Below are 25,642 nucleotides of genomic sequence, written 5' to 3'. Positions count from 1 at the left end.
GGTGGTTATACTGTGTTGAAATAGAGCGGTCAACGAGTTGCCATAAGTCGTCAGAATAAGTTATGGTAACTCGCTCCGACGAGTTATGGTAAGTCTCTGAGACGAGTTATGGTAACTTGTTTCAGCGAGTTGTGGTAACTCATTGTTTTGTGTTTTTGTCGGTGTGTAAATTGTTGTGGTATAGAGGCTTGCGTTGGTGTTGGTCGAGGGGCTTAGGGTAGGTGATAAAGGGTGATCTTACCTTCCGCTACTTGGAGCTTTTATCCCCTCATGATGCAGGAGGGAGCTAGATGGATAGGGAGAAGGAAGGGTTCGGTTAGGACAAAAGAAAAACGTACCGGTACGGGTGGTACAGGTACGCTTAGAGTAGGGAGGCTGTCGCTCGGATGAGTTAAAGAGTGATGAGCCGTAGTGGGCCGAGGACCTATTTTTTCTTTTTACCCCAGCGTTTGTAGTACTCAATATTCTTGTCCTCTCGCTTCTTCTTCCCCTCCTCTGGCTTGGTTTTGCGCAGAGCTTCGGGTTTAGCCGAGAAGGGGGATACCGCATGGATGTCCCAGCGCTCCTCGGTCGTGAACCCCTTTTTGATGGCAAAGGTCGCAGGACAATAGTAAACCTCCTCGGGGTCTTGCTTGGGATAGTCACCAGGGGTAAAGTCCCCACTCTCATCTGTGTCAATGATGAGACGTAGATAGTAGTCGCCGGGTTTTAGATCGCGGAACGAAACCTGACACTGCTCTACGGGGACCTTGAGAAGGGTGTCGGGGCGTTCAGTATCGGGAGGAGCGAGGCGTGTGGTGTCGGGGAGCTTTGATGCAGTCTGAGCGTTCCCCCTCTGTTGCTTGAGGAGGGTCTCTAGCATAGGGTCAGTAGTCTCCGACGCAGTGGAGAGGGAGTCGGTAGCTCTCTGTGGGGTAGGTGAGGAGACAACATGGGCGAGCTGGGCCGATAGCACAGCGTCACTCTTGTCGAGGAGCTGTACGAGGGCATGCTCCTTCACCCCTTGGAGTGTGACGACGAGATGCCCCAGCTCTTTCTCCTCCTGTACCGACTGGGCAAAGGCAACAGAATCGGAGGGCGCTCCATAGAGATCCTGTAGGGCTGCAGAGTCTATTCGTATCCGGTATTTCCCTCCATAGGCACGGGCGAAGAGTACTTCATAGCGTAATCGGTCGAGACTATCCTGGCGGAGGGTGAAGGAGAGAGGCTTGTAAACAGAGTCGGTGGTTGCCTCTAGGTGGATTACCTCTTGACGGAAGGGGGCGAGCGGACGAGACGCCGTGAGGACAAGACTATCCTTAGGGGTCTCAGCTTGGATGCCCTTCGCAGCTGAGAAGGCAAGGTGCAGAGGCGATTTCTCTACTTCCCCCTTCTTGGCCTTTCGCTCTGTTCGGACTTTTGGTCGCAAGAAGGTAAGGGTATCCGTTACCTCATGTACGGCCATAAGGGAATCGGTCTTCGGGTAGGTGAGGATGAAGCGCACGGAGTCTTGAGCTATCAATTCTTTATCTCTGAGCCAATAGTCTACGACACGCCCTTTGGCCGTCGCCCAGTAGATTGTGCTGTCCGCCTTCATGGGACGATCCAGCGAGCGAAGATGTGGTATTCGCTTGGGCTCAGCCAAGAACTCAATACGACAGATTAGGCTATCGGGTCGGCTATGACGCTCTACCCCCTCTCGTACCTGTGTCGGTACCGAGTAGCGCAGTGCTATATCATTGGGGAAATAATAAGTATGGGGATAGGTGACAAGTGAATCCCGATGGAGTGTGTCACGCCGCACAATGGAGTCGATACGAATGGTATCGGTACGCATGCTGTCACGGAGTGACGTGCGGTAGTTGGTTCGATTGAAAGCTATCCCTTCACTCTTCTCGTTGTACTTGTAGTTTCGGTCATTATCCTTCGTCGCAAAGACTTGGTAAGTCGTATCGGGGAGACCTCGCATGGTGAAATGCCCCATTTTGTTGGTCTTTGAGACGAATGGGAAGAGCTCCCGAGAGAGGGTACTATCTGTCAGCGAGGAGGCATAGTGTGCCCCGACGAGCAAATCTGCCACAGGCTCATAGGTCAAGGCATCCACAACTTGCCCCGAGAGCTGCATCGAGTCAATATGCTTGCCCGTAGAGACTAGGTAGCCAAAGTCCTCTAAGGGATTGTCCTCGTTATTGTCAGAGATGGCATCACCGAAGTAGAAGCCATAGGTCACATCCTTTTTGAGCGTATCCTCTAGGTGGATAGTCACACTCTTCCCATTAGCGGTAATGCGAGCAGGCTGAAGCTGTGGGGGGGAAACAATAATCTTATCCTGCTCGGAGCTGAGCTTGATATATTCATCAAAGTGCAGGACGAAGCGTCGGTCTTTTACCTCGGTCGCCTTCATCTGTGGAGAGGCACTCACGAGCCTCGGTGGCTCTGTATCATAGGGACCTCCCTCGGGAGAGCCTTGGTTGGCACAGCCCCACATAGCGAGGGAGCCGATTAAGAATAAGCGCGCAAAAAGAAGCGTCCTATTAGTCATCAATTAAAAACTTTATTCAGGGAGAACGCAAGCACAGAGGGGCTTTCACAAGTCCCCAAGATAGCTAGCTGTGCTTGCCCTTGCTGGTCATGATCTTCAGGACTTTCAGATCAGTCTCAGCCATACCATCACGACCGAGGTCAGCGAGGTTACGGATACAGCAATCTATATCCTCATCCACGATGCCTTCGTTAGCTGTGACTACATGCCCCTCCATAGCTAGGAGAGCAGAGATTAATGCTGAGCTAACTCCTGTCGAAGCTTTAAGGCTACAGCTGGGTTTAGCCCCATCGCAGATCATACCAGAGACGTTACCAATCATATTCTTGACTGCTCCAATTGATTGCTCCTTTGTGCCACCAAGGAGGTAGACGAGCGCACATGCAGTACCAATCCCTGAGACCACCATGCCACATAGGCAGGAGAGGCGGCCAAGTTGTTGCTTGATATACACTACGAGGAGGCTACTAAGCATAATGGCTCTCGTCGTGGTTTCTTCATCTTGTCCTCTGCGCTGAGCGAAGGTTAAGACGGGGAGCATGGAGGAGATTCCTTGGTTACCGCTACCCGAGTTACTCATCACGGTAACCGGTGCTCCATCCATACGTGCATCGCAGGCAAGGCTCGTCGAAGATAGCATTTGGGTCAGAGGTGTGTCACCAAAGAATTGTAGCCCGAGATCACTCTGGAGCATCTTCCCCAGTGCGTGACCATAGCTATGCGAGAGCGAGAATTCGCTGGCACGCTTATTCTGTAGTGCTGCCTCGTAGATGAAGTGGAGGCTCTCGAGAGGTGCAGTAAGGGCATATTCGTAGACGAGGTCAAAGGTCAGGGCGATGTCTTCCTCCGTCTCTCCGTTCCCTTCCATCTTTTCGTCACAACCACAAGGGCTTGGCCCGATCTCATATTGCTCTAGGTGAGAGGTGCCATCTAGGGTCAGTGTAATTAGTCCAGTGTGGGTCTTCTCCAGCACTGAGCGTGCTATATGCCCCTGCTCGTCTGTTATCAGTACCTCCACATACAGTTTATTCACATGCTCTCCCTCCTTCAGCTGGACGGAAATCTTATCCTCTGCAACGAGTTGCTTAGCCTTATTCAGCTCCTCTTCAGAGAAAGTGTCAAGTAGCTCCAGCTGCTTCTCGGGCGTCGCCAAGACCACTCCAAGAGCAATAGCAATGGGGATGCCAAACATGCCTGTGCCAGGGATGCCAACCCCCATAGCATTCTTTAGCATGTTAGGGCTGAGTAGAACCTCAATAGCTTGAGCCTTCCGAGGTAGGATGGCTGCAGCATAGGCTACGGTGAGAGCGACAGCAGCTGGTTCGGTACAGCCTGTGGCTGGGACGACTTCACGTCTGATGAGTCGATCGATTTGCTCTAGTTGTCGTGTTGTGAGCATGGGAGTAGGTCTTTGGGGATGGTGGGCGTTCGGGGGAACAGGCTACTTATGTGAGCGAAGTATTGTACGGAGCTTCTGATCCTTATCGTTAAGCGAGGGATATCCTCCATTCATCGCAGGTTCCCATGTCCCATAGTTGGGGTTGGGCAAGATGATAAAACGACGTCCAAACTCTTCGGCGAAGAGCTTTACACCTTCGTCACGCTTTGCCTCATCACGCACGTCGAAGAAGTGGTCAAAATCTCCTAGGTTGTCGCCGAGGAGCATCAAGATCTCATGGGTACGGAGTACCTCGTTACGTCGCTTTGTCTTATCTGACTGCCGTGAAGCGTCTCGGAACATGAAGTGCTCTTCGTCCACCTGCGGGAAGCCCAGTGCGATGAGGTTTCGTTTTGTGCCTGGTTTATTTACTTCGTCGCGGTTGGATATGTAGTAGATGGAGACGCCAAGCGAGTCAGCCAAGCGGAAGAATGCTACTGCCCCGGAGAGTGCCTTTGCCTCACCGAGGTCACACCAGTGATCCCAAGAGGATTGGCTGTAGTCTTCACCCTTGAGTGCTTGATGTACGGAGTTAGCACTATTGTCTACAATGGTCTCATCGATATCTGTTACGATTGCCCAGCGTTTACCTTTATTGCGAGGGTTGGATGTCGCAGCGAGTAGGCGTTCAGTAGCTATGTTGTAGGCCTGTTGGCACAGTGCTTTGTACTCCGCAGAGCGCTGCATCCATGCTGAGGTAAAGAGCTTCCCTCCGAGTGTGGGACTCATGAGCTTGTGTGAGCCTTGCTGTATGGTCTGTGTCTTATTGGATTGAACAACGATACAGCTCGGGATGGTGAGCCCAAGTAGAAGGGACGATAAGAGCAAGAGGGTCTTAAATGGGTTCATTATCGTAAGAAGAGGTTTAGACACTTAGTCGTTAGGATGTGTGTGCTTTAGGTAACAAGTGCGGCATAGAGGGCTATATTCTGCGGCTTCACCCAGCATTACCTGTTGCTCGCCTGATACTAGGCGGTAGGAATAGTTGGCCCAGCTACCGCACTCTACACAGATAGCATGAATCTTATCCACCGAATCGGCAATCGCACAAAGTGTTGCCATTGGACCGAAAGGCTTACGCTTGAAGTCAAGGTCAAGCCCAGCAATAATCACTCGTATTCCTTGGTCTGCTAGAGCCTCTACCACCTCGGGTAACCGTTCGTCAAAGAACTGTGCTTCATCAATACCGATGACGTCTACCTCAGAGGCCAGCAATAGGATGTTTGAGGAGTTGTCAACAGGTGTTGAGAGGATTGTATTGTGGTCGTGTGAGACCACCTGCACGTCATCGTATCTGGTGTCAATGCTAGGCTTGAATATCTCCACGCGTAGTCCTGCTATCTTCGCTCTACGTAGACGGCGAATAAGCTCCTCCGTCTTCCCGCTGAACATTGACCCGCAGACCACTTCTATACTTCCTCGTTGGTGGGCACGCCCTGTTTCAAAGAGATTATTCATGATTCTCTGCCTCTTTTCTATACCGAGCTACCAGCTTACGCTGCCCATCCTCGAGCTCCTCGAGGGTGATGCGTATGGTGCCTTCAGGTAGAATATCCTCTATTACCTCAGGCCATTCAATGAAGCATAGGGCTCCACTCTGCAGATAGTCGTCTGCTCCGAGGCTGAGGGCATCTGAGAGCTTCTCTAAGCGGTAGCAGTCGAAGTGGTAAATAAGCTCTCCAGAAGGCTCCGCTCTGTATTCATTGATGATCGAGAATGTTGGGCTATTAATTACGTCCTCAACACCTAGTACTTCACAAAGTGCCTTGATGAAGGTTGTCTTTCCCGTACCCATTGGTGCGTAAAAAGCGAAGACATCCCCCCAAGGCAACACCTCATCAACGAATTGACGGGCAATGCTCTTCGCCACCTCTGCCTTAGGCAATAGGTATGTGGTCTCTGTATCCATTCTATTTCTATTCCAGCATGTGCCTCATAACCATACTTAATTTAGAGGTGCTATTGGGCTACACACAGGTTCTTGGTCACAAATTTATAATAATAACGTGATTACGAGCTAAGCATGTTAATGGTACGACGAGTGCTTGTTGAGTGTGCCCAAGTAAAGACCCCTGGCCATCAGTATCGTTTAGATGCTTTCCTCTATTTGTGGTCTCTCTGTTGTTTAATCTATCTAATAGAGATTAGGGTGGCTTTGAAAGCAGAGAAAATAGTATCCCCATGCGTCTCTCAGTCTATCGGAGTGAGAGACGTATGGGGACACTTTGGACTATACTTTAGAATTCTATGGGGGTGCCATCATAGCCTGGGATGAGGCGATGACGTGATGTATTATAGCTTGGTGAGAAGAAGTCCAGCTGGGGATTGTAGTACTTCATCTTGATGCCAAGTAAGCCTAGCACCGAGTTGGCGATGAGGTCTGTCATGATCTTCCTGTCCTTTGCCGCAAGGACCCTAGCGTATAGTTCTGGATGACTCTGGCGCATTACGGGTGAGAAGTAGACCATGAGCGGAATTGAAACGCCAGGTTGAGAGACCTCGTGTTCACAGTAGTCTGGGCGTTGAGGATTCTCGAAGATTGCTTGGCCATGGTCAGAAAAATGGAGAATGATAGCAGGCTTAGAAGCAAAGTGTTCGATGATTTTAGATACAACTAAGTCATTATAGTAAATCGAATTGACATAGTCTCGGATGATCTCACTACGTTTGGAGTCAGAGGGCGTTGGCATTCCGTTAGGAAGGGTCTTGGGAAGGTCCGTGGTCTGGAAGCGTGCCATTGCCTTAGGACAACGATAGGAATAGGGAGAATGTGAGCCCATGAGATGAACGACCTGTACTAGTGCTTTGACCTTACTCTCCTGAGGGATCATTGATTGTGACCCAAGGAGAGGAATGAGATCAAGATCCTCTGCTGAGTCCCAGTTCCCTACTGTTCGATCTTTTGCAAAGCGGGTGCTATCTGCTGTCATTGCCAGTGTAGCCAGTGGCTGTAGCCCAGCTCCCTGACGCTCCTGATTGCTTAACCAATAGGTGTAGTATCCCGCCTTCGAAAGTACAAATGGTAGGGTAGGGAACTTATACCACTCTGTCGGTTCATCCTCCCTAGTATAGAAACTCATGCTCTGTGATACGGAGCCTACAGTCCAAGAGGCAGAGGAAACAACATCAGAGAAGAGGATGAGATCTCCCGTAGCGACCAGAGAATCTTGCTTGGGTGTATTGGGTAGTGGATAGCCATAGCAGTGCATGTAGTCTCGGCGCATTGATTCGCCGATGATGATGACAATTGTGGCACTATCTAAATCCTCACTATGCTCTATCTTCCCGAGATCAATGTGCTTAATCTGCTCGGCATAGGCAGCTAGATCCCGTGCATCACGTAGACAGTCTGTCGTCCCTTGGTATATACGCTCAGCGGGAGCCATATAGAGGAAACTCCTTGTTGCTCGCTGTGCAGGATATACAACGAGGAGAGAGAGGAAGCGGTGAGAGTACAACGGCACAGAAGAGGCGTATTTGCCAGCGTTTCCCTTCAGACGTTAGATTTCTTCTACCTAAGAGGTAAAGGCTAAGTAGGAGGATGAGGATGAAGAGTGGTAAGAGGAGGGCTTTATAATTTAAGTTCTCGAGGAATGAGGATGCTTCGTTGGGATTGGTAGCGAGTATATTTAAGGCGATACTATCGGTGTAGACTGAGCTATATGAATAGACTAAGAAGCCTTCGAAAAGCATCAGGAAGCCATAGACAATCAGAGTGAAGGTCACCAGAGCTTGGCGTACTTTAAGCCAAGGGATCAGAGCTATGAGGAGTACAGGGATCGAGGACCAGCTGAGGATGCTTATTCCCTGATAGACGAATTCACTAATGTATGGGAGCCTCCAGATATTAATATAATAGTAGGCGACAGGATAAAGCTGGATGGCCAAAAGGAGCCAAAAGATGAGTCGTAAGCCGTATAGCCTAGTGGCATAACTACGCCAGAGTGAGGGGGAATGATTAACCATATATGCTCGTGAGGGATTTTTATTCTCTTAATATCAAGTACAAAGATACACTGAAAGCGTTGTACACTGTCCTTCTCTTGTCAGTCCACCCTCACTTCCTTTTCTCTATCTTTGTATCATCATCAAACAAAACTACTTGTATATGCGCAAGACGATCTTTGCTGTGTTAGCAGCCGTGAGTTTATGGGTAACAGCCCGAGCTGACGAAGGTATGTGGCTCATGGAGCAACTAGCTGGACAATACCCAACCCTCGTGAAACGAGGACTCCAACTCAAGGAATACGATATCTATAACCCCAATGGCACCTCGCTCAAGGATGCCGTCGTTAGCTTCGACGGTGGCTGTACGGGCGAGGTAATTTCGTTTCAAGGGTTGGTGCTGACGAACCATCACTGTGGCTACGATGCGATACAGCGGCTGAGTAGTGTAGAGCATAACTACCTGCAGGATGGGTATTGGGCAAAGAGCTTTGCCGATGAGTTACCAGCCAAGGGAGTCGTGGTTACGTTCATTGATCGCATTGAGGATGTGACAAGCTACGTACAGAGTGAGCTGAAGAAGATCAAGAAGGGTAATGGGATGGAGTTCCTTTCGCCCAGCTACTTGGAGGGACTTGCACAAAAGAAGTACGGAGAGGCATACCTTCGCTCTCATCCGGGGACAGAGTTGGAGATTAAGCCATTCTATAATGGGAACAAGTACCTACTCTTTATAAAGAAGGTCTATTCGGATATACGCTTCGTGGGTGCACCGCCTAGTTCCATTGGGAAGTTTGGTGCTGATACGGATAACTGGAGGTATCCACGTCATACGGGGGACTTCTCTATCTTCCGTATCTACGCAGATGCTAATGGCAATCCAGCTGCCTACTCTAAGGATAATGTCCCCCTTCACCCTAAGCGTTGGTTCAATATCTCTACCTCGGGTGTAGAGAAGGGCTCGTTTGCGATGATCATGGGCTTCCCCGGTAGGACAAATCACTTTGCCCTGCCAGATGAGATCCGAGAATGGAGGGACATCGATAACCAAATCCGTATCCGTATGCGAGGCATACGTCAGGAGGTGATGCTTCGAGAGATGCTCGCTGATCCCAAGATTAACATTATGTATGCCGCTAAGTATGCCCGTTCGCAGAATGGACATAAGAGAGCCATGGGGGCGAACTGGGGTATATCACGCTCCGGCTTCATGACCTTCTCTCAGGAGACGATGGAGCGTGTCAAGGGCTGGGCGACTGAAGGTCGGACGGGTAGTAAGGCTCGTGTACGATATGCACAGTCCATCACTGATATAGATGGAGCAATCAAGGAGCGTGCAGCGATGCGTCGGGAGTATTGGCTCCTTGACGAAGGGATCTTCCAAGCCATTGAGCTGACACGAGCCCCTGGGCTTGACCTAAAGCCTACAGACCTAGAGAAGGCATTCCATAGCTATTGCAATGAGGACTATTCTCCTGTGGTAGATGCCAAGATTGCTAAGGCTGTCCTCACTGAGTATATACAGCAGGCGAAGCAGTGGCCTGAAGCTCTGCGGCAAGGACTCAATAAGTATGGCAGTGTAGAGGCGTATGTGGATGCGCTCTTCGCCCAGTCATACTTCACGAGTGAGCAGGGCTATGCTCGTTTTATGAAGCTCTCGCAAGAGGAGCAAAAGAAGGCCTTGGGTGAAGATCCTGTTGCTGTGTTTGCCTCCTCCGTGCGAGGTCGTATGAAGGAGCTAAGAGAAGCTCTTCGTCCCTTTGATACGAAGATTGATAAGGCTCGCCGAGATTACCTCGCTGGCATTAGCCTCGCTGGTGGTGGAGCTTCGGTTGGTGAGGGCTTGAGCAGTCTTTGGCCGGACGCTAATAGCACCCTTCGCTTCACCTATGGGGAGGTCAGGGGGTATAGTCCTTCGGATGCTGTTGAGTACAAAGTACCAACTACGCTGAGGGGAATAATGGAGAAGGAGAACCCCAGCTCATGGGAGTTCGTTGTCCCAGACCGTCTCAAGCAGATCTACCAGAACCAGAGCTATGGTCATGGTAGCCGCTGGACGGTGAAGCAGGCTGATGGTAGCTATGAGATGCCTGTGAACTTCTGTGCCACTACCCATACGACCGGTGGTAACTCCGGTAGCCCAGTCTTTAATAAGTATGGCCACCTCATCGGTATCAACTTTGATCGCAACTGGGAGGGGGTTGCGGGTGATATCAAGTACCTTCCCGACTATCAGCGTAGCATCATCTGCGACATTCGCTATATACTCCTCATCATCGATGAGGTTGGTGGGGCGAAGCGTCTGATTGATGAGCTATCGCTGGTCACAGATCCCATGTAATGCAAGAGTCATCTATGCTACACCTCGTCGTGTTGACGGGGGCAGGTATGAGTGCCGAGAGTGGACTCTCGACGTTTAGAGACAGTGATGGTCTCTGGGCAGGATATTCACCACAAGAGGTGGCTTCGGTAGAAGGGTGGGCAAGCAATCCCCAGCGAGTGCTTGACTTCTATGCCGAGCGTCGACGGGAGTTCGAGGGTGCCCAGCCTAATGAGGGACATCGTCTCTTGGCTTCCCTAGAGGATAGGTATCGGGTGACGATTATTACCCAAAATGTGGATGACCTGCACGAGCGTGCAGGTAGCAGGGAGGTTATACACCTACATGGGGAGCTGATGAAGAATCGGTCAGTACGCGACCCCTACACCACTTACCCCGTTACTCCAGATACCTCTGCGCTGCACGTGGGTGATATGGCTCCTGACGGGAGCCAGCTACGCCCCTTCATCGTATGGTTTGGTGAAGAGGTGCCGAATATGATACCCGCTATCGAAGCAACCGAAGGGGCAGATCTCTTCGTTGTCATTGGTACATCCCTGGAGGTCTATCCCGCTGCGGCCCTCCTTGGTTATACGAGGAGAGACTGCCCAGTCTTCTTAATTGATCCTAAGCCCGTGCACAGCACCTATCGTCCCGACCTGATACAGATCCAGAAGGGAGCCTCCGAGGGAGTTCGGGAGCTCTGCCATCGTCTCTGCCAAGCCGAAGAATAGGGATGAGCAAGCGAAAGAAATGGTATGTTGTCTGGGCAGGGCATGAGCCAGGGGTCTACGAGACCTGGAGCGAATGTCAGGCACAGACTACGGGCTATCCGAATGCGAAGTTTAAGGCCTTTGACTCCGAGCGTGAGGCTCGGATGGCCTACGAAGATGGTGCGTATGGCTTCGAGCGCCGTCATAAGGTCCCTAAGGAGATGCAGAGCAAGACGACCACACCGATACCAGAGGCTATCGTTGTTGATGCTGCATGCTCGGGTAACCCTGGGGTGATGGAATACCGAGGCGTCTATCTACCCTCACGAACAACACTCTTTGAAATGGGGCCGTTTGAGATGGGTACGAATAACATCGGAGAGTTCCTAGCCATCGTCCATGCACTCGCCCTCATCGAGCAACGCCAGCTCTCGGGGCTTGTCATCTACTCGGATAGTCAGATTGCACTGACGTGGGTACGCAAGAAGCGGTGCAAGACCTTACTGGAGCGCACCCCGAAGTCTGAGCCTCTCTTTGACCTAATCCAGCGTGCAGAGCGATGGCTACAGACACACCCCTACACCACACCCGTCTATAAGTGGGACACGGTCAGCTGGGGAGAGATCCCTGCCGACTATGGTAGGAAGTAGCTGGGGAACAATAGAGCTGTGTGAAGGAAAGGCAACGAGAACGCCAGCATAAGCATAAATACGACCTAGACAAACGTGGTAAGGAGGACAATGCTCACTTACCACGTTTGTCTTTTCTGCTTACCCTTTTGGGTAGTATCCGAGTTCCCTCTGTCTGCTTCCGATGAGGCTCATCCTCACTCCCTCCTTATGCCTTTCGTTTCCTCCGCTTCGTAGCCTCTCTATTCGTCAGGGGAAATCCTTGCAAGGGTTCCTTATTCGACCCATGCAAGGACTTCATCTCAAACCCATGCAAGGGTCTCTACGGAACGCATACGTGGGTTCGATAGACGATGTGTCTGCCACTATAAGTAGAGAGCTAACATGCTCTCTAGGAGGAGGGGATATCATACACTGAGGGGAGAGGATTTTGACTCTCGATGAAAAGATTTGGTGATTAAAAAAGAATATCTACCTTTGCAGTGTATTAGTCACTAGAAACACCCGGTAAACAATGCAACGGATTTACATGTACACACTCGTGCTGTTGCTTATCTCAACCAGCACAATAGCCTTTGCCCAGAGGGCAGAGGTCGCTGTCCAAGGGAAAGTCCTTGCGTCAGCAAGCAAAGCCCCTGTAGACTTCGCTAATATACTCCTGCTCGCTCCTGCCGATAGCTCCCTCGTCAGTGGGGCGGTGAGCGATGCTACGGGAGCATTCCACCTGACAATACCCTCGGGGGACTATATCCTCCAGGTTAAGGGGCTGGGTTATAAACCCTATACCGAGCGACTCACCATCCCCTCGGGCAAGAGTGAGTTGACCCTCCCTGCGATTAGCCTCAGTGAGGAGAGCGTTCAGCTCCAGGCAGTCACCGTCTCGGCTAAGCGACCGATTATCGCTCGAAAGGCTGACCGTCTGGTTTTCGACGCTGAGCAGCTTAGCCTCGGAGCGCAGAGTGCCCTCGACGTCCTCAAGCAAACACCTGGTCTCAACGTATCTGATGATGGCATCTCCGTCATTGGTAAGGGGAACGTCATCGTCCTGATCAATGACAAGCGGGTGCGCCTCTCAGGGAAGGCACTGGTGAACCTCCTCCGCTCCTACACCAGTCGAGACCTTGGGCAGGTGGAGGTCATCACTACACCTCCCGCCAAGTATGAGGCAGAGGGGAATGCAGGTATCCTTAATATCGTCTTGAAGAAACCTAAAAATGACTTCTTCGGCGGAAGCTTATCTACAGGCTACCGACTGATCAAGGGGAAGTCGGGTGGGAATGTGTCAGGTAACCTCAACTATAAGCAGGGCAAGACCACAGCATCCCTTACGGCAGGCTATAACAGATGGGTATATGCTGGGGGCTTCGCCACAGAGAAGACCTATCCCTCGACCCAGCTATACTCGGAGAGTGCAACAGATATGGTCATTAAGAATAGGGGGCTTAACCTCAGGGCAACCTTTGACTATGACTTCCGTCCGGACTTCAGCATGGGGCTCTCCTGCTCCTACTCTCCCGATGGAGGGAAGGTCATTCGTGACAATGATACCCGAGACTATGACCTCCCAGCGAAGACCCTAAAGAAGTACGCCCTCGGGACGGATACAGAGGAGTCCGACGATGGCTATCTAGCAACAAACCTCCACCTAGAGAAGACCTTCCCCGCTCATCCTGGTAGGAAGATCAGCTGGGACTTTGACTATGTCTTCTCTAACTCCAAGACGGATGATGACTTTCAGGCAGAGAGTTTCACGCCACAGAAGGCTGTTATCCCTGGTTCAGACTTCGTCTATTCCTCACATGGGACGAAGCGTGCCAATTCCTTCCTGACGAATATTGACTTCACCCTCCCGATAGGTAAAGCACAGACGAGCTTTGGGATAAAAGGGACTTGGTCGCATACTGAGAATGGTCTCCACTACAAGCGTCACACGGAACCCCTGCTGAATGGTCGTAAGGAAGATGTCTCCTTCGACGAACACATCTATGCCCTCTATGCTGATGCTTCGCTCCCCCTATCAGCTAAGTGGACAAGCCGAGCAGGTATACGCCTCGAGTACACGCATAATGCAGGCACTCAGGACGGACAGGGACGTCTGAACCTCAAGGATTACCTTAATGTCTTCCCCACACTCTACCTTGGCTTCACTCCGAATGAGCGTCATGCCTTCAGCCTCGATGGCACGGTACGACTAGAGCGCCCAGGCTTTTTCCAGCTCTCCCCATTCCCTAGGTATGAGAACCAATATACCATCATGAAGGGTAGGGAGGATCTGCGTGCCTCCAAGCAGGGGACACTCACCCTAGGCTATACCCTCGGAGGCAAGCTGAACTTCTCCGCCTTCGGTAAGTACCGTTGGGATGGAATCACCCAATTCATCGAGCTGGATGCTGTGACAAACCAAGCCCAGTACCTATTTGGTAACAACGAGACGGAGTATGCGTGGGGGCTGTCCAATAACTATTACTTCACTGCCCTCTCCTTCCTGCAAGCCTATCTTAACCAGAGTGTGCAGTACACCAAGAGTAAGGTACGCAATGATGAGGGTAAGGGTTGGGATAACGAAATGCTGAGCTATACAGCAGGCATTAATGCAACAATCTTCCTCAATCATGCTAAGACATTGACGGCAAATGTTAATGCAGAGTATGGTACACCTCGGATTGATGGAGGCTTCAAGATAGGCCAGTCCTTCCGTGCCTCTGCAGGGCTAGCCTATGCACTCCTTCAGGGGAAACTCAAACTATCGGCTGGCGTGTACAACCTATTCATTAAGGAGTTCACTGCTACCACGACTACGGGAGGAAATACGATTGTGGCTAGGAACTATACCACTCCTAACATACTTAATCTAGGCATTACTTATAGCTTCGGTGCCCCGATACGAGGTAAGCAAGCCCATGGTAATGCTGATGACGTACGCTCCCGTATGTAATCCCTCGTACAGCCTTGGGGTATTCCCCGAGAAGGCATAAAGGACAAGGGCTGCACTCCATCATGGAGTGCAGCCCTTGTCCTTTTAAGTCGTGGGGAGGAGGCTATCGCTTAGCCTTGCGAGACCACCCGAAGTGTAGCCCGAAGATGAAGATTACGAGCAGTAGCTCACCCGTCCCGAGCAGTAGGTCACCTGGCATACGCATCCAGCGGATCACCTGCATGAAGTCCTGCTGGAGGAACTCTGCCGAGCGTGCTGACCAATAGGCGTTAGTGATTGATTCGTGAGCCTGTAGGATACCGATAGGTAGGACACTGATGGTTACCATGAGGAACAGACCGATGTTGATCATCCAGAAGGCCGTACCAATCAGCTTGTCATTCCACTTGTAGTCGGGATAGAGACCACGTAGGCAGAAGAGCATCAGCCCAATACCTAGGATACCATACACCCCAAAGAGTGCGGCGTGACCATGCACTGCCGTTGTGTTGAGACCCTGCAGATAGTAGAGGGCAATCGGTGGGTTGATCGCAAAGCCAAAGATACCTGCACCTAGGAAGTTCCAGAAACACATAGCAATGAAGCAGTATATAGGCCATTTGTAGTCCTCAATCCACTTCGTTGCCTTCGAGAGCTTATAGTTGTGGTAGGCTTCCATCCCGATTAGTACGAGTGGGACAATCTCTAGTGCGCTAAACGTAGCTCCAAGAGCCAATACGCCAGTAGGTGTAGCACTGAAGTAGAGGTGGTGGAAGGTACCTAGGATACCACCTGCTAGGAAGATGATGGTAGAGAAGAGTACTGACGTTGTGGCAGACTTTATACGTAGTAGCCCCAGACGGCAGAAGAGGAAGGCAGCAACAACCGTAGCGAATACCTCGAAGAACCCTTCTACCCAGAGGTGCACTACCCACCAGCGCCAGTACTCGGCGATGGCCATGTGTGTCTGGCGACCATACATTAGACCTGCAGCGTAGAAGAATGCAATGGCTAGCGAAGCGATGATGAAGAGGGTCAGTAGATGACGGTTCTCATCCTTGCGCTTGAGGGCCGGTATCAGAGCACGGATCATCAAGAAGAGCCAGAGCACGAGACCTACCAAGAGGAGGATCTGCCATATGCGACCGAGCTCTACGTACTCATAGCCTTGGTGACCGAGCCAGAAGTTCTCGATGAGTCCGAGCTTCTGCATCACACCCATCCACTGTCCGACTAAGGAGCCTACAACGACAAAGATGAGGGCACCGAAGAGGACATTCACCCCGAGGGCTTGATACTTCGGTTCTGTACCTGATACGGCAGGTGCTATATACAGACCCGTGGCAAGCCAAGAGGTAGCGATCCAGAGGATAGCCAGCTGGACGTGCCAGCTACGAGAGACAGCCTGTGGTAGGAAGTCCTGTATAGGCAGGCTGAAGAGAGCATCTCCCTCTACCCCATAGTGTGCCGTGATTGCCCCCAGCACCATCTGTACGAGCATCAGTGCCGATACAATCCAGATGTACTTGATTGTAGCACGCATAGAGGCGGTAGGCTTCATGCCACGTAGGGGGTCTTCTGTAGGCAGGGGACCCTCTTCGTCCTCCTTACTTTGTGCATAGTAGTAGACGAGGATACCCACGGCTGTCAGTAGCATGAGTACGCTGAAGCCTGACCAGAGATGAAGGGACGTTGGGGCAACGTTACCGATGACAGGGTCGTGAGGCCAGTTGTTGGTGTAGCTGACATCACTGCCTGGACGGCTAGCAACGCAGACCCAAGAGGTCCAAGCAAAGAAGGCGTTCATCTTGGCCATCTTTGCTGGGTCTTCTAGGCTCTTGCCTCGCAGGGCATAGTCGGAGCGGAGCTTCACATACTCAGGAGCATCATCGCCGAGGAATAGCTTGGCGTAGTGCTCTCCCACTTCCCGAGCTGCCTCAGCGCGTAGAGGAGAGTAGGTGATGATACCCGTGGTGGGGTCATAGGTGTTCTTACGCAGCTCTTGGCGTAGGAGTACCTGATACTTTGCCTTCTCTTCCTCGGGGAGGGTGGAGTAGTCTAGCCCGTCTTGTTCGGCGAGCTTACGAAGCATGATTACAGACTCTCGGTGGAGGTAGTCAGCGTTCCAGTCTGGAGCGATGTAAGCTCCATGCCCCCAGATGCTACCTACAGTCTGTCCACCGATGGATTGCCAGACGTTCTGACCATCCTTGATGTCTTGACCCTCGAAGAGTACCTCTCCCTCCGTTGTCACCACCTGCTTGGGGAAGGGGGGCATGGTGCGGAAGATTTCCACTCCGAAGAAGCCAAGCACCCCAAACGACAATAGAATGACTGTCGCTAGGGCATACCATAGTTTCTTTGGTGTCATGAGTGATAGGAATAATGATTATGTATCAATATTTACAATTGTTTATCTATACTTGTTTTAAGTAAATAGAAACCACTGCAAATATAAAGCATTTTCTATTTATCCACCCTCCGTGTTGTCCTCTTTGCTTAGGGGAGGGCGTCTCGATACGTCCATCTTGTTTGGAGGGAGTCCTCTCGGAGGTGTCTTTGCTCTAGTTCTGGTAAGAGGCAGGTCTGGAGTAGTCTAGGCTAGCTCGGCAGTCTCGCTCTGTGAGGAGGGGAAAATCTTTCGAATTGTGCTAGTTGCACCAGCCATATTCATCCTGCTTCCTTCATAGAGTTATCGGGGAAACCTTCTCAATCACCTATCATAGGTGGCGGTCTTCATCTATGATAGGTGGATGTTGTCACCTATGATAGGTGATTGAGGGGGATATAGGAAAAAGCTAAGCTAGTGGTAGGGAGAGAGTGGATGGAGGGGGCTACAAAAAGCAGATGTTTCAGGTAGTAATAGGTGTGAGGTAGGGTAAGGTATATGGTGAAGAAGGATACAGAGATAGGTGAAGGATGGCTGTGTCTCTCATCTAGTGAAGGAAGTCTTGCTGGTCTAGAAGAGAGAGGGTTGGGAGTCTGGTAACGGAGCTATTAGAGGCTCAATAAAGGAAGTTTTAGTAGTTCAGTGGCGGAAGCATTGAAGGTCGAGAAAAGGTGGTATTAGAGGATTGGTAAAGATCGTGTTGCCCTTCCCCTCAAGTAGGTATTTTAGCCTTGGAAGACAGAGTTAGGGTAGTCTTTCCTTATCTTTGTGCTTAGTAGAGCCAAAGAGAGCCTTACCTTGCCAGAGAGGTTCTGACTTTTCACCTTCCGATCTTCGCATACATCCCTCCCTATATCTGTGCTACAAGCCAGCTATGGGTGTGGACTGCACCTTGGGGACGAGGCCCTTGGCTCCTCAGCGTTCATTCATTTAATACATCATGTCATGAAGAGTATTCTTTTCCGAGCAACTCTTGCGCTTTGCCTACTTATATATGTAGGGATAGGTGCGTTCGCTCAGCACTCAGAGACGACAGGAAGTATCGTGGGCACCGTCGTAGACGCTTCGACACACGAGGCCCTTCCTTACGTCCAAATCATTATCAAGGGGACCACCGTAGGTACGACCACAGATGCTAACGGTGCCTTTATTCTGCCTAACCTGCGTCCTGGGACGTACATCCTGGAGGCACGCCTCCTCGGCTATGCCTTGGAGTCAAGTGGAGTGGCGATACAAGCGGGACATAGTCGCCACCATGACTTCTATCTACGTCAGCAGGCTATCGACCTAGACGGTGTGGTCATCTCTGCCAATAGACACGAGACTATGCGTAGGAGTGCTCCGAGTCTTGTTACGGTACTTTCTCAGGAGATCTTCCAGAAAACTCACTCCGATAACCTGAGCCAAGGCCTGCGCTTCCAGCCTGGACTTAGAATAGAGGATAACTGTCAGAACTGTGGGTTCAACCAAGTACGTATCAACGGACTCGAAGGTGCCTATTCGCAGATCCTCATCGACAGTCGCCCTGTATTCAGTGCGCTGGCAGGAGTATATGGTCTGGAGCAGATCCCTTCGTCTATGATCGAACGTGTGGAGGTAATCCGAGGAGGGGGCTCGGCACTCTTCGGCGCAAATGCTGTCGGAGGGGTCATCAACGTGATCACACGTGAACCACTGAGGAACTCCGCTAGCCTGCGCCACAGCTACACCAGCTACGAGGGTGCGGATTACCGCTATACTTCGCTGATGCCTACCACGAGCTTCAACGGCGCTCTTGTCACAGAGGATCGTCGGGCTGCAGCGATGGTCTTCGGTCAGCACTCCCGCAGGGGGATGGTAGACATCGACGGAGATAGCTTCACCGATATACCCGAGCTGAAGAATAGAGCCCTTGGCTTCCGCTCCTATTATAAGACGGGTATGTACAGCAAGCTCACAGCGGAATATCGCTCCATGCACGAGTATCGCCGTGGGGGAGATCGCCTCAGTGAGGCTCCCTTCCAAGCCCGTATATCGGAGTACCTCCAGCACTTCGTCGATGGAGGAAGTCTGCGGTTTGATCAGGCTACGGCTTCGGGTAAAGATCAGTTTAGCCTCTACGCATCTGCCCAGCAGGTACTGCGTAAGAGCTACTATGGTGGCGGGGACTATGCCGGAGACTTGCTAGATCCACTGAAGACCCTTCCCCGAGGAAACGCCAATGGCACTCCCCTCGAGAAGGAGCAAGCACGCAAGTATCAAGAGGCATACGACGAAGCCCTAAAGGCCCTCACCTCCTATGGCGAGACCAAGGGGCTAGATGCCCAAGTGGGTGGTAACTACATCCACCACTTCCCTCGCTCCTTTACTCTCACAGCTGGGGCAGAGGGTACCTATGCAACCCTTCGTGACAAGAGCGGCTACCGCTCACAAGCTATCGACCAAGTCACCTGGACATTCTCCCAGTACGATCAGATCGAGTACACGAACGACCGCTGGAGCGTCCTCCTCGGTGGTCGTCTGGACTATGTGCGCCTACTGCAGGGGGGTAAGCTAAGCATCGATCCCCTGCTTATCCTAAGCCCTCGTGCCAATGTACGCTTCTCTCCAACGAAGGATCTTAGCCTACGTCTCTCGTACAGCGAGGGCTTCCGTGCTCCACAATTCTTCGACGAAGAGATGCACGTACAGCTGGCAGGTGGTGAACCCAAGGAACGTGTCCTAGGGAAGGATCTCAAGGAAGAGCGTTCACGCAGCCTAAGCCTATCTGCAGACTGGTATACCGCCTTCGGTGGCTGGCAACTCAATGTCATGGGCGAGGGCTTTGCTACCTTCATTAAGAATAAGTTTACCCCTGACAGTGAGGATGGTGTCCTCAATCCCTCCACTGGGAAGCACGTGATCACAATCCAGAACATGAAGGGCGCCCCTAGCAAGGTATACGGGGTCAATCTCGAGGGAAAGCTAGCCTACCGCCGCCTCTTTGACCTGCAGGGTGGACTCACGCTCCAGCGTAGCCTCTATGGAGAAGAAAAGGAACTCTTCGGCGAGGATGCGAATACCGGTCAGAAGCGTATAGCCACCAAGGACTACGAACGTACCCCCAATGTCTACGGCTACCTCACAGGGACAATTCACCCCACACGTGCCCTAAGCCTTACCCTCTCGGGTACCTATACAGGTGGGATGAAGGTACCACATGAGCCCTATGATGGCTTCGACAAGCTCGGGGTACCTGCTGGTAAGATCCGCCCCGATGGCCACTTTGAGTTTGAGCAGGACGGCACTCGTTACCGTGGGGTAGCCGACGGGCACGCCTATCTCTACAATGCGAAGCCATTTGTAGACCTTGACCTTCGGGCAAGCTACGCCTTTGAGCTCACTTCGCTCGTGAAGCTGACGTTAGAGGCGGGGGTGCAGAACTTCCTGAACGCCTTCCAGCGTGACACCGATATGGGACCAGGACGAGCCTCGGCCTATGTCTATGGGCCGAACCAGCCCCGTCGCCTCTACCTCTCCGCCACCCTCGATCTGTAGCCTTTGTCTCATTTGTATCACTTGCGCCCCTACCTCTACCGCTTGTGTAGAGGTAGGGGCGCAGAGGTATCGGGGGAAACTCCCTAGAGGTATCGAGGGAAACTAAGAGAAGGTATCGGGGATACCTCATGAGGGGTTACGGGGATACCTCCAGCGAGATGCTGAGAGGCTTTTGTTTGCGGGGATTAGATTGCCTTTGCTTTCTGAAAGGAAAGAATTTGAGAGGGGGAAACTTGCTCGTTTCAGTCAGGTAATAATAGTACCTTTGTAACTCATTAAGTAGAATAATGACAACACCTACTCCGTCATCACCACTGCTCCGCACTACGCTCCGCCTAGGTACTTCCTTTGGTGTGGCTCTGGCTGCTCTCTCAGGGATGCGCCTTTTGGGGGTATACATCTCTCCGCTCTTTTTCCTGTTGTACTTGGCGCTACTTGTGTATATTCCCATTGTAGCTTTCCGAGCAGCGCGAGCTTATCGAGACCAGAATCACCCTACGGGACCTTACCCTTTCATGTTGAGCTTTAGCTTCGTAGTCTTGCTCCATGTCTTTGGGGCAATAGTGGCCTTGATCCCCCAGTACTTCTACTTTCGTGACGTTGCTCCTATGCTTCTAGAGCCGATGCTGACTCAGATGCGGTCTATGAAGGGTATAGGAAGTCCTGCCGAGGTAGAGCAAATGATTGAATCGATACGAGGAATCAGCCTCTTGCAGTGGCTCTGGACGGATTATTGCTTCACGATCTTCCTTGGAGCTATATGGGGGACGATTACGGGGCTCATACTGAAAAGGAACTAGAAGACTATGGATATATCCGTTGTAATCCCACTCTATAATGAAGCTGAGTCTCTACCTGAGCTAGAGGCTTGGATTAGCCGTGTCATGCAGGCAAATGGCTTTAGCTACGAGATTATATTTATCAATGATGGTAGCACGGACAACTCGTGGGACGTCATCCAGGCACTGAGGCAACGTAACCCAAATGTGCGGGGCGTGAAGTTCAGACGTAACTACGGTAAGTCGCCAGGCTTGCAGTGTGGGTTTGCTCGTACACGAGGGGATGTCGTTATCACGATGGACGCAGATCTTCAGGATAGTCCTGATGAGATCCCCGAGCTCTATCGTATGGTACGTGAGGAGGGATATGACCTAGTGAGTGGCTGGAAGCAGAAGCGCTATGATCCAATACTGAGCAAGAACCTCCCCTCGAAGCTGTTTAATGCAACGGCTCGTAAGCTCTCGGGCATCCCCAACCTACATGACTTCAATTGTGGACTGAAGGCTTATCGCTCGGAGGTGGTCAAGAATATCGAGATCTACAACGATATGCACCGCTATATCCCCTACATGGCGAAGGTAGCAGGATTCTCCCGTATTGGGGAAAAGGTGGTACAGCATCAGGCGCGTAAGTATGGGACGAGTAAGTTTGGCCTCAGTCGCTTTGTCAATGGTTACCTTGACCTGATTACGCTATGGTTTACCTCTACCTTTGGGCGAAAGCCAATGCACTTTTTCGGTTTGGGTGGGAGCTTGATGTTCCTCGTTGGCTTCATTGCTTTAGCTGTTGTCCTGATCTCGAAGCTGGTACATATTACCTCGGGGACACCTGCCCCTCTGGTCACTGATCGCCCGTATTTCTTCATCGCTCTTACGGCGATGGTGATCGGGACTCAGCTCTTCCTCACGGGCTTCCTTGCTGAGCTTTTCGCTCGCCAGTCTCAGGATCGAAATGACTATAAGATCGAGGAGGAGCTCTAGTGATTTCTCCCTATAAACCGACTATTCGACTGATGTTTTCCGTCTATCGCTTTTGCCAGAGAGGTGGCTTGCTCTGCCTCGCCTTCGTGGGAACACTTCTTCTCTCCTCGTGTGCCAAAGAATCCTCAAAGGCCGAGTACACGAAGCTCTCAGGAGAGGTCTTTCATACCTACTTCTCCGTCCAGTATGACCTCCCCGAGGACTACAGTGGAGCAGTGGACTCAACCTTCCATACATTTAGTCGCTCCCTCAATCCCTTTGATAGCGCAAGCCTCATTACGGCTATCAATAGAAATGAGTCTACACATACCGATAGCATGCTTCGAGAGGTCTTTGTGCAGGCAATGGAGATTTCCCGCAAAAGTGAGGGGAGCTATGATGTGACATGTGCCCCACTTATCAACCTATGGGGGTTTGGCTTTGAGCAGAAAGATAGCATCAGTCCACAGGTAATCGATAGTATCCTCCCCTTCGTAGGTTATCAGCTAGTTCACCTTGAGGGAAATGAATTGATCAAGGCTGACCCAAGGATGAAAATAGACTTTTCCTCTATTTCGAAGGGCTATTGTTCGGATCTCGTTGGTCGGGTACTCCTTGGCAAGGGTGCTACCAGTTACCTTGTGGAGCTAGGGGGGGAAATTGCCTTTAGGGGAACGAACCCCTCGGGTGAAGGTTGGGTCATAGGCATCGATAAGCCTATAGATGATGTGTCGGGTAGGATCAGTGAGTTTGAACTACGACTTCAGCTCCCTACTACACCTGGGGGACTAGCGACATCGGGCAACTACCGCAACTACCGAGTGATCAACGGGAAAAAGTATGCCCACACGATTGATCCCCGTACAGGTTATCCCATTCAGACGGATGTACTGAGTGCAACAATCCTTGCCCCCTCATGTATGCTTGCCGATGGACTTGCTACGGCTTGCATGACGTTGTCCTCAAAGGATGTCCCCGCCTTCATCGCTCGCTTCCCTGGGGTAGAATATATGCTGATACTGGGGGATGGTGCAGATCGTTTTCGTACGATCATGTCTCCTGGTTTCCAGCGTCTTGTCCTAGCTGAATAGGGATAGGGGTAGCCTTGCTCCCACCCCTTCGTCTGAGGCCTTTACACTTTAACCTCGCTGAACCTTGCCCTTGCATCTCTCCTGCCTTAGCCCTCTAGTCTCTTCAGAGTCCGTTCTCCTTCCTCTCCAGCCTTCACCTCACTAGTTACATAGCATTTTCCTTCGCTCGTCCTGCATGTATAGCCCTTTTCCTCTGAAACCAATTACCCCGTTATTATGAAAAAGATTCTTTTGTCTCTCTTTGCCCTTGCCCTCATTTTTAGTTGTACAAATAAGGGGAAAGGACAGGCTGGGCTGCAGGATAGCCTCGCTGTAGACTCCCTTGATTTTGCCTATCCTGTTACCCTAACACATGCTAAGGGGATGCAGGTCGTCAATCACGAGGGTTACAAGGAACTCTTCATCCTAGGTCCCGTGACAGGTGATACGCTTGGGCGATACATCCTCTATCCACGTGGCAAGCGTCCCTCCCTCGAGACGACGGCGCAGCTTATCCCTATCCCTGCCCGCACCCTAGGCAGTCTCTCTACCACAGACGTTGGGGTACTGCCCATACTAGGTCTACGGGATGTGCTGGTGGCATGTAGCGAACCTTCCAATATCAACGATAGCCTACTGCACCTAAAGGTTGAGCAAGGTCTCATCGCAAATATTGGTCAGGGAATGGGGCGAAATACCGAACAGATCCTCGCTACCCATCCAGACGTACTCCTGCAAAGTTTCAGTGAAAGCACGGATAAAGACCAAGAACTTATAGCAGCAGGTATCAGCACGATTACCATAAACAACTGGCAGGAAGAGAGTCTACTTGCCCGTGCTGAATGGTTGAAAGTGATTGGACTGCTCTTCGGTCGGAATGTACAGGCAGACTCAGTCTTTCGTTCCATTGAGGCTCGCTATCAGGAGGCATGTAACCTCGTAGCCTCCGTGCAGGATACGCTCCCAATTCTCTATGGGATCGACTATCAAGGCGTGTGGTATATCCCCAGTGAAGGCTCATACGTGGCCTCAATGCTTAGGGATGCCAAGCTTCGCTATGAGTTCGCCCCTCGTGGGGGTGCCAGTGAGGCGGTTAGCTTTGAGTATGTCTTCAGTCATCACCGCAATGCAGGCATATGGATCTGCGTTACTCCGCAGCGGCTGACGACGCTCCGTGAGTTCCTTTCTCTCAACGAACGCTACCAACATTTTGAAGCTGCCAAGGCTGGGAATGTATGGGTAGATCGGAAACGGAATAACTATGGTAGCTCGGACTTTTGGGAAGGAGCACCCTACCACCCCGACTTGATCCTCAAGGATTTAATCAAGGCTACTCGTCCTCAGCTACTGCCAGAGTATGAGCCGACTTACTTTGTGAAGCTGAAGTAATTACCCTCTGTTTGCTCTGTGTGATGAGGCTCAAGATCCCCTTCATCTTTCTTTCGCTCTCGCTCCTTACGCTCCTCGCCTTCGTCGCTGACGTAGCTTGGGGGAGTGTATCTATCCCAATTGGGGACGTGCTGGATGCGCTCCTAGGGAAGGGGGAAGAGACGACCTATAGCTATCTAATCCTACACTTCCGTCTACCTAAGGCGTTGACCTCCCTCTTCGCAGGGGCAGGTATTGCCGTGGCAGGGCTAATGATGCAGAGCCTTTTTCGTAACCCTCTTGCCGATACCTCCATCCTAGGTATCAATAGTGGTGCAGGCGTGGGAGTGGGCATCTATACGATGGCCTCTGCGCTTTTCCCTGGGGTCTTAGCCCTAGGATCAGGGGTGAATACTTGGGGGATCATCCTTGCCTCTTGCCTTGGTTCGCTTGTGGTGCTACTGGTAATCTCGGCTGTAGCAAGCCGAGTAGGGGATATGGTGTCGGTGCTGATTATTGGGGTGATGGTTGGGTTCTTAGCCAGTTCTGTTATCTCTATCCTCCAGTTCTTCAGTCACGAGGAAACCCTGAAGACGTACCTCATCTGGTCATTTGGCAGTGTCTCTACGACTACCTGGAGGCAGCTGGGCTTCATGCTCCCTGTTGTAGCGTTTGCCCTTCTGGCTTCGCTCTTGATGCCCAAGCAAATGAATGCCCTAAACCTCGGTGAGAGCTATGCTCGCTCCCTTGGGGTGAACATCCTATGGGTGCGCTATATGCTCATCGGGATCACCAGCATACTTGCCGGGGGCATTACCGCCTTCACTGGCCCGATTGCTTTCCTTGGGATGGCGGTACCACACTTCGTACGTTTACTCTTTCGTTCCTCTGACCATCGCCTGTTACTACCCGCTACGATGCTCGTGGGGAGCCTCGTCTTGCTGGTGTGTGATCTCTTGACGCAGGCTCCTGGATACCAGTTCGTTCTCCCCATCAATGCCCTGACCTCCCTCCTTGGAGCCCCCGTAGTGATTCTCGTAGTCTTGGGGCGGAAGAGAGGGAAAAAGATCTTTAGCTAAT

The 25,642-nt window shown here is 51.4% G+C and carries 18 protein-coding genes; 10 read left to right on the top strand and 8 right to left on the bottom strand.

Annotated features, from left to right (window positions below; genetic code table 11):
- Positions 1-424: 424 nt before the first annotated feature.
- The 7 genes from HMPREF0636_RS03100 to HMPREF0636_RS03070 form a co-directional block, all read right to left on the bottom strand.
- Complete coding sequence (locus tag HMPREF0636_RS03100; RefSeq protein WP_248616862.1) at positions 425-2,467, bottom strand: Ig-like domain-containing domain; 2,043 nt, start codon at positions 2,465-2,467, stop codon at positions 425-427.
- 118 nt (positions 2,468-2,585) lie between these two features.
- On the bottom strand, positions 2,586-3,920 hold the full coding sequence (locus tag HMPREF0636_RS03095; RefSeq protein WP_044168422.1) for an L-cysteine desulfidase family protein: 1,335 nt from the start codon (positions 3,918-3,920) through the stop codon (positions 2,586-2,588).
- 42 nt (positions 3,921-3,962) lie between these two features.
- Positions 3,963-4,808 (bottom strand): 5'-nucleotidase, lipoprotein e(P4) family, encoded by an 846-nt coding sequence (locus tag HMPREF0636_RS03090; protein WP_052328721.1) that lies wholly within the window; start codon positions 4,806-4,808, stop codon positions 3,963-3,965.
- Between the two features lie 24 nt (positions 4,809-4,832).
- Positions 4,833-5,417 carry a thymidine kinase gene (locus tag HMPREF0636_RS03085; RefSeq protein WP_044168421.1) on the bottom strand — a complete coding sequence of 195 codons (585 nt, stop codon included), beginning with the start codon at positions 5,415-5,417 and terminating at the stop codon, positions 4,833-4,835.
- Positions 5,410-5,868, bottom strand: a complete 459-nt coding sequence (gene tsaE, locus HMPREF0636_RS03080; protein ID WP_044168419.1) for a tRNA (adenosine(37)-N6)-threonylcarbamoyltransferase complex ATPase subunit type 1 TsaE — start codon at positions 5,866-5,868, stop codon at positions 5,410-5,412. Before tsaE ends, HMPREF0636_RS03085 begins: the two co-directional genes overlap by 8 nt.
- 328 nt (positions 5,869-6,196) lie before the next feature.
- Complete coding sequence (locus tag HMPREF0636_RS03075) at positions 6,197-7,345, bottom strand: phosphoethanolamine transferase (protein WP_052328720.1); 1,149 nt, start codon at positions 7,343-7,345, stop codon at positions 6,197-6,199.
- Positions 7,332-7,925 carry a hypothetical protein gene (locus HMPREF0636_RS03070; protein WP_044168417.1) on the bottom strand — a complete coding sequence of 198 codons (594 nt, stop codon included), beginning with the start codon at positions 7,923-7,925 and terminating at the stop codon, positions 7,332-7,334. The genes HMPREF0636_RS03075 and HMPREF0636_RS03070 overlap by 14 nt, the downstream gene beginning before the upstream one ends.
- Before the next feature lie 142 nt (positions 7,926-8,067).
- On the opposite strand from HMPREF0636_RS03070, the gene HMPREF0636_RS03065 reads away from it, so the two are divergent.
- The 4 genes from HMPREF0636_RS03065 to HMPREF0636_RS03050 all read left to right on the top strand — a co-directional run bounded on the left by HMPREF0636_RS03065 (position 8,068) and on the right by HMPREF0636_RS03050 (position 14,501).
- Positions 8,068-10,245, top strand: coding sequence for a S46 family peptidase (locus tag HMPREF0636_RS03065; protein WP_044168416.1), 2,178 nt, complete (start codon positions 8,068-8,070; stop codon positions 10,243-10,245).
- A gap of 14 nt (positions 10,246-10,259) precedes the next feature.
- Positions 10,260-10,958: an SIR2 family NAD-dependent protein deacylase gene (locus HMPREF0636_RS03060; RefSeq protein ID WP_044168541.1), complete on the top strand. Its 699-nt coding sequence runs from the start codon at positions 10,260-10,262 to the stop codon at positions 10,956-10,958.
- A gap of 2 nt (positions 10,959-10,960) precedes the next feature.
- The gene (locus HMPREF0636_RS03055; RefSeq protein ID WP_044168414.1) at positions 10,961-11,587 is read left to right on the top strand and encodes a ribonuclease H1 domain-containing protein; all 627 of its coding nucleotides are present in this window, start codon (positions 10,961-10,963) and stop codon (positions 11,585-11,587) included.
- 493 nt (positions 11,588-12,080) lie between these two features.
- Positions 12,081-14,501 carry a TonB-dependent receptor gene (locus HMPREF0636_RS03050; protein WP_081748386.1) on the top strand — a complete coding sequence of 807 codons (2,421 nt, stop codon included), beginning with the start codon at positions 12,081-12,083 and terminating at the stop codon, positions 14,499-14,501.
- A 103-nt stretch (positions 14,502-14,604) separates the two neighbouring features.
- On the opposite strand, the gene HMPREF0636_RS03045 is transcribed toward HMPREF0636_RS03050, so the two are convergent.
- Positions 14,605-16,851 (bottom strand): nitric-oxide reductase large subunit, encoded by a 2,247-nt coding sequence (locus tag HMPREF0636_RS03045; protein WP_044168410.1) that lies wholly within the window; start codon positions 16,849-16,851, stop codon positions 14,605-14,607.
- A gap of 963 nt (positions 16,852-17,814) precedes the next feature.
- On the opposite strand from HMPREF0636_RS03045, the gene HMPREF0636_RS03040 reads away from it, so the two are divergent.
- The 6 genes from HMPREF0636_RS03040 to HMPREF0636_RS03015 all read left to right on the top strand — a co-directional run bounded on the left by HMPREF0636_RS03040 (position 17,815) and on the right by HMPREF0636_RS03015 (position 25,641).
- Positions 17,815-20,385, top strand: a complete 2,571-nt coding sequence (locus tag HMPREF0636_RS03040; RefSeq protein WP_044168409.1) for a TonB-dependent receptor — start codon at positions 17,815-17,817, stop codon at positions 20,383-20,385.
- Positions 20,386-20,672: 287 nt separating this feature from the next.
- A complete protein-coding gene (locus tag HMPREF0636_RS03035; protein ID WP_248616861.1) occupies positions 20,673-21,185 on the top strand; it encodes a DUF4199 domain-containing protein in 513 nt (170 codons plus the stop codon).
- A 6-nt stretch (positions 21,186-21,191) separates the two neighbouring features.
- The gene (locus tag HMPREF0636_RS03030) at positions 21,192-22,145 is read left to right on the top strand and encodes a glycosyltransferase family 2 protein (RefSeq protein WP_044168407.1); all 954 of its coding nucleotides are present in this window, start codon (positions 21,192-21,194) and stop codon (positions 22,143-22,145) included.
- Between the two features lie 32 nt (positions 22,146-22,177).
- Entirely contained in the window at positions 22,178-23,215 is a 1,038-nt protein-coding gene (locus HMPREF0636_RS03025) for an FAD:protein FMN transferase (RefSeq protein ID WP_081748384.1), read from the top strand.
- Between the two features lie 216 nt (positions 23,216-23,431).
- Positions 23,432-24,583 (top strand): ABC transporter substrate-binding protein, encoded by a 1,152-nt coding sequence (locus HMPREF0636_RS03020; RefSeq protein ID WP_044168405.1) that lies wholly within the window; start codon positions 23,432-23,434, stop codon positions 24,581-24,583.
- Between the two features lie 23 nt (positions 24,584-24,606).
- Positions 24,607-25,641, top strand: a complete 1,035-nt coding sequence (locus HMPREF0636_RS03015; RefSeq protein WP_044168403.1) for a FecCD family ABC transporter permease — start codon at positions 24,607-24,609, stop codon at positions 25,639-25,641.
- Position 25,642: the final 1 nt, after the last annotated feature.

It is taken from the genome of Porphyromonas catoniae ATCC 51270 (assembly GCF_000565015.1).
GTDB classification, from domain to species: domain Bacteria; phylum Bacteroidota; class Bacteroidia; order Bacteroidales; family Porphyromonadaceae; genus Porphyromonas; species Porphyromonas catoniae.
The sequence above is the reverse complement of the archived record's forward strand: the minus strand, read 5'-3'. Positions and strand labels throughout refer to the sequence as shown.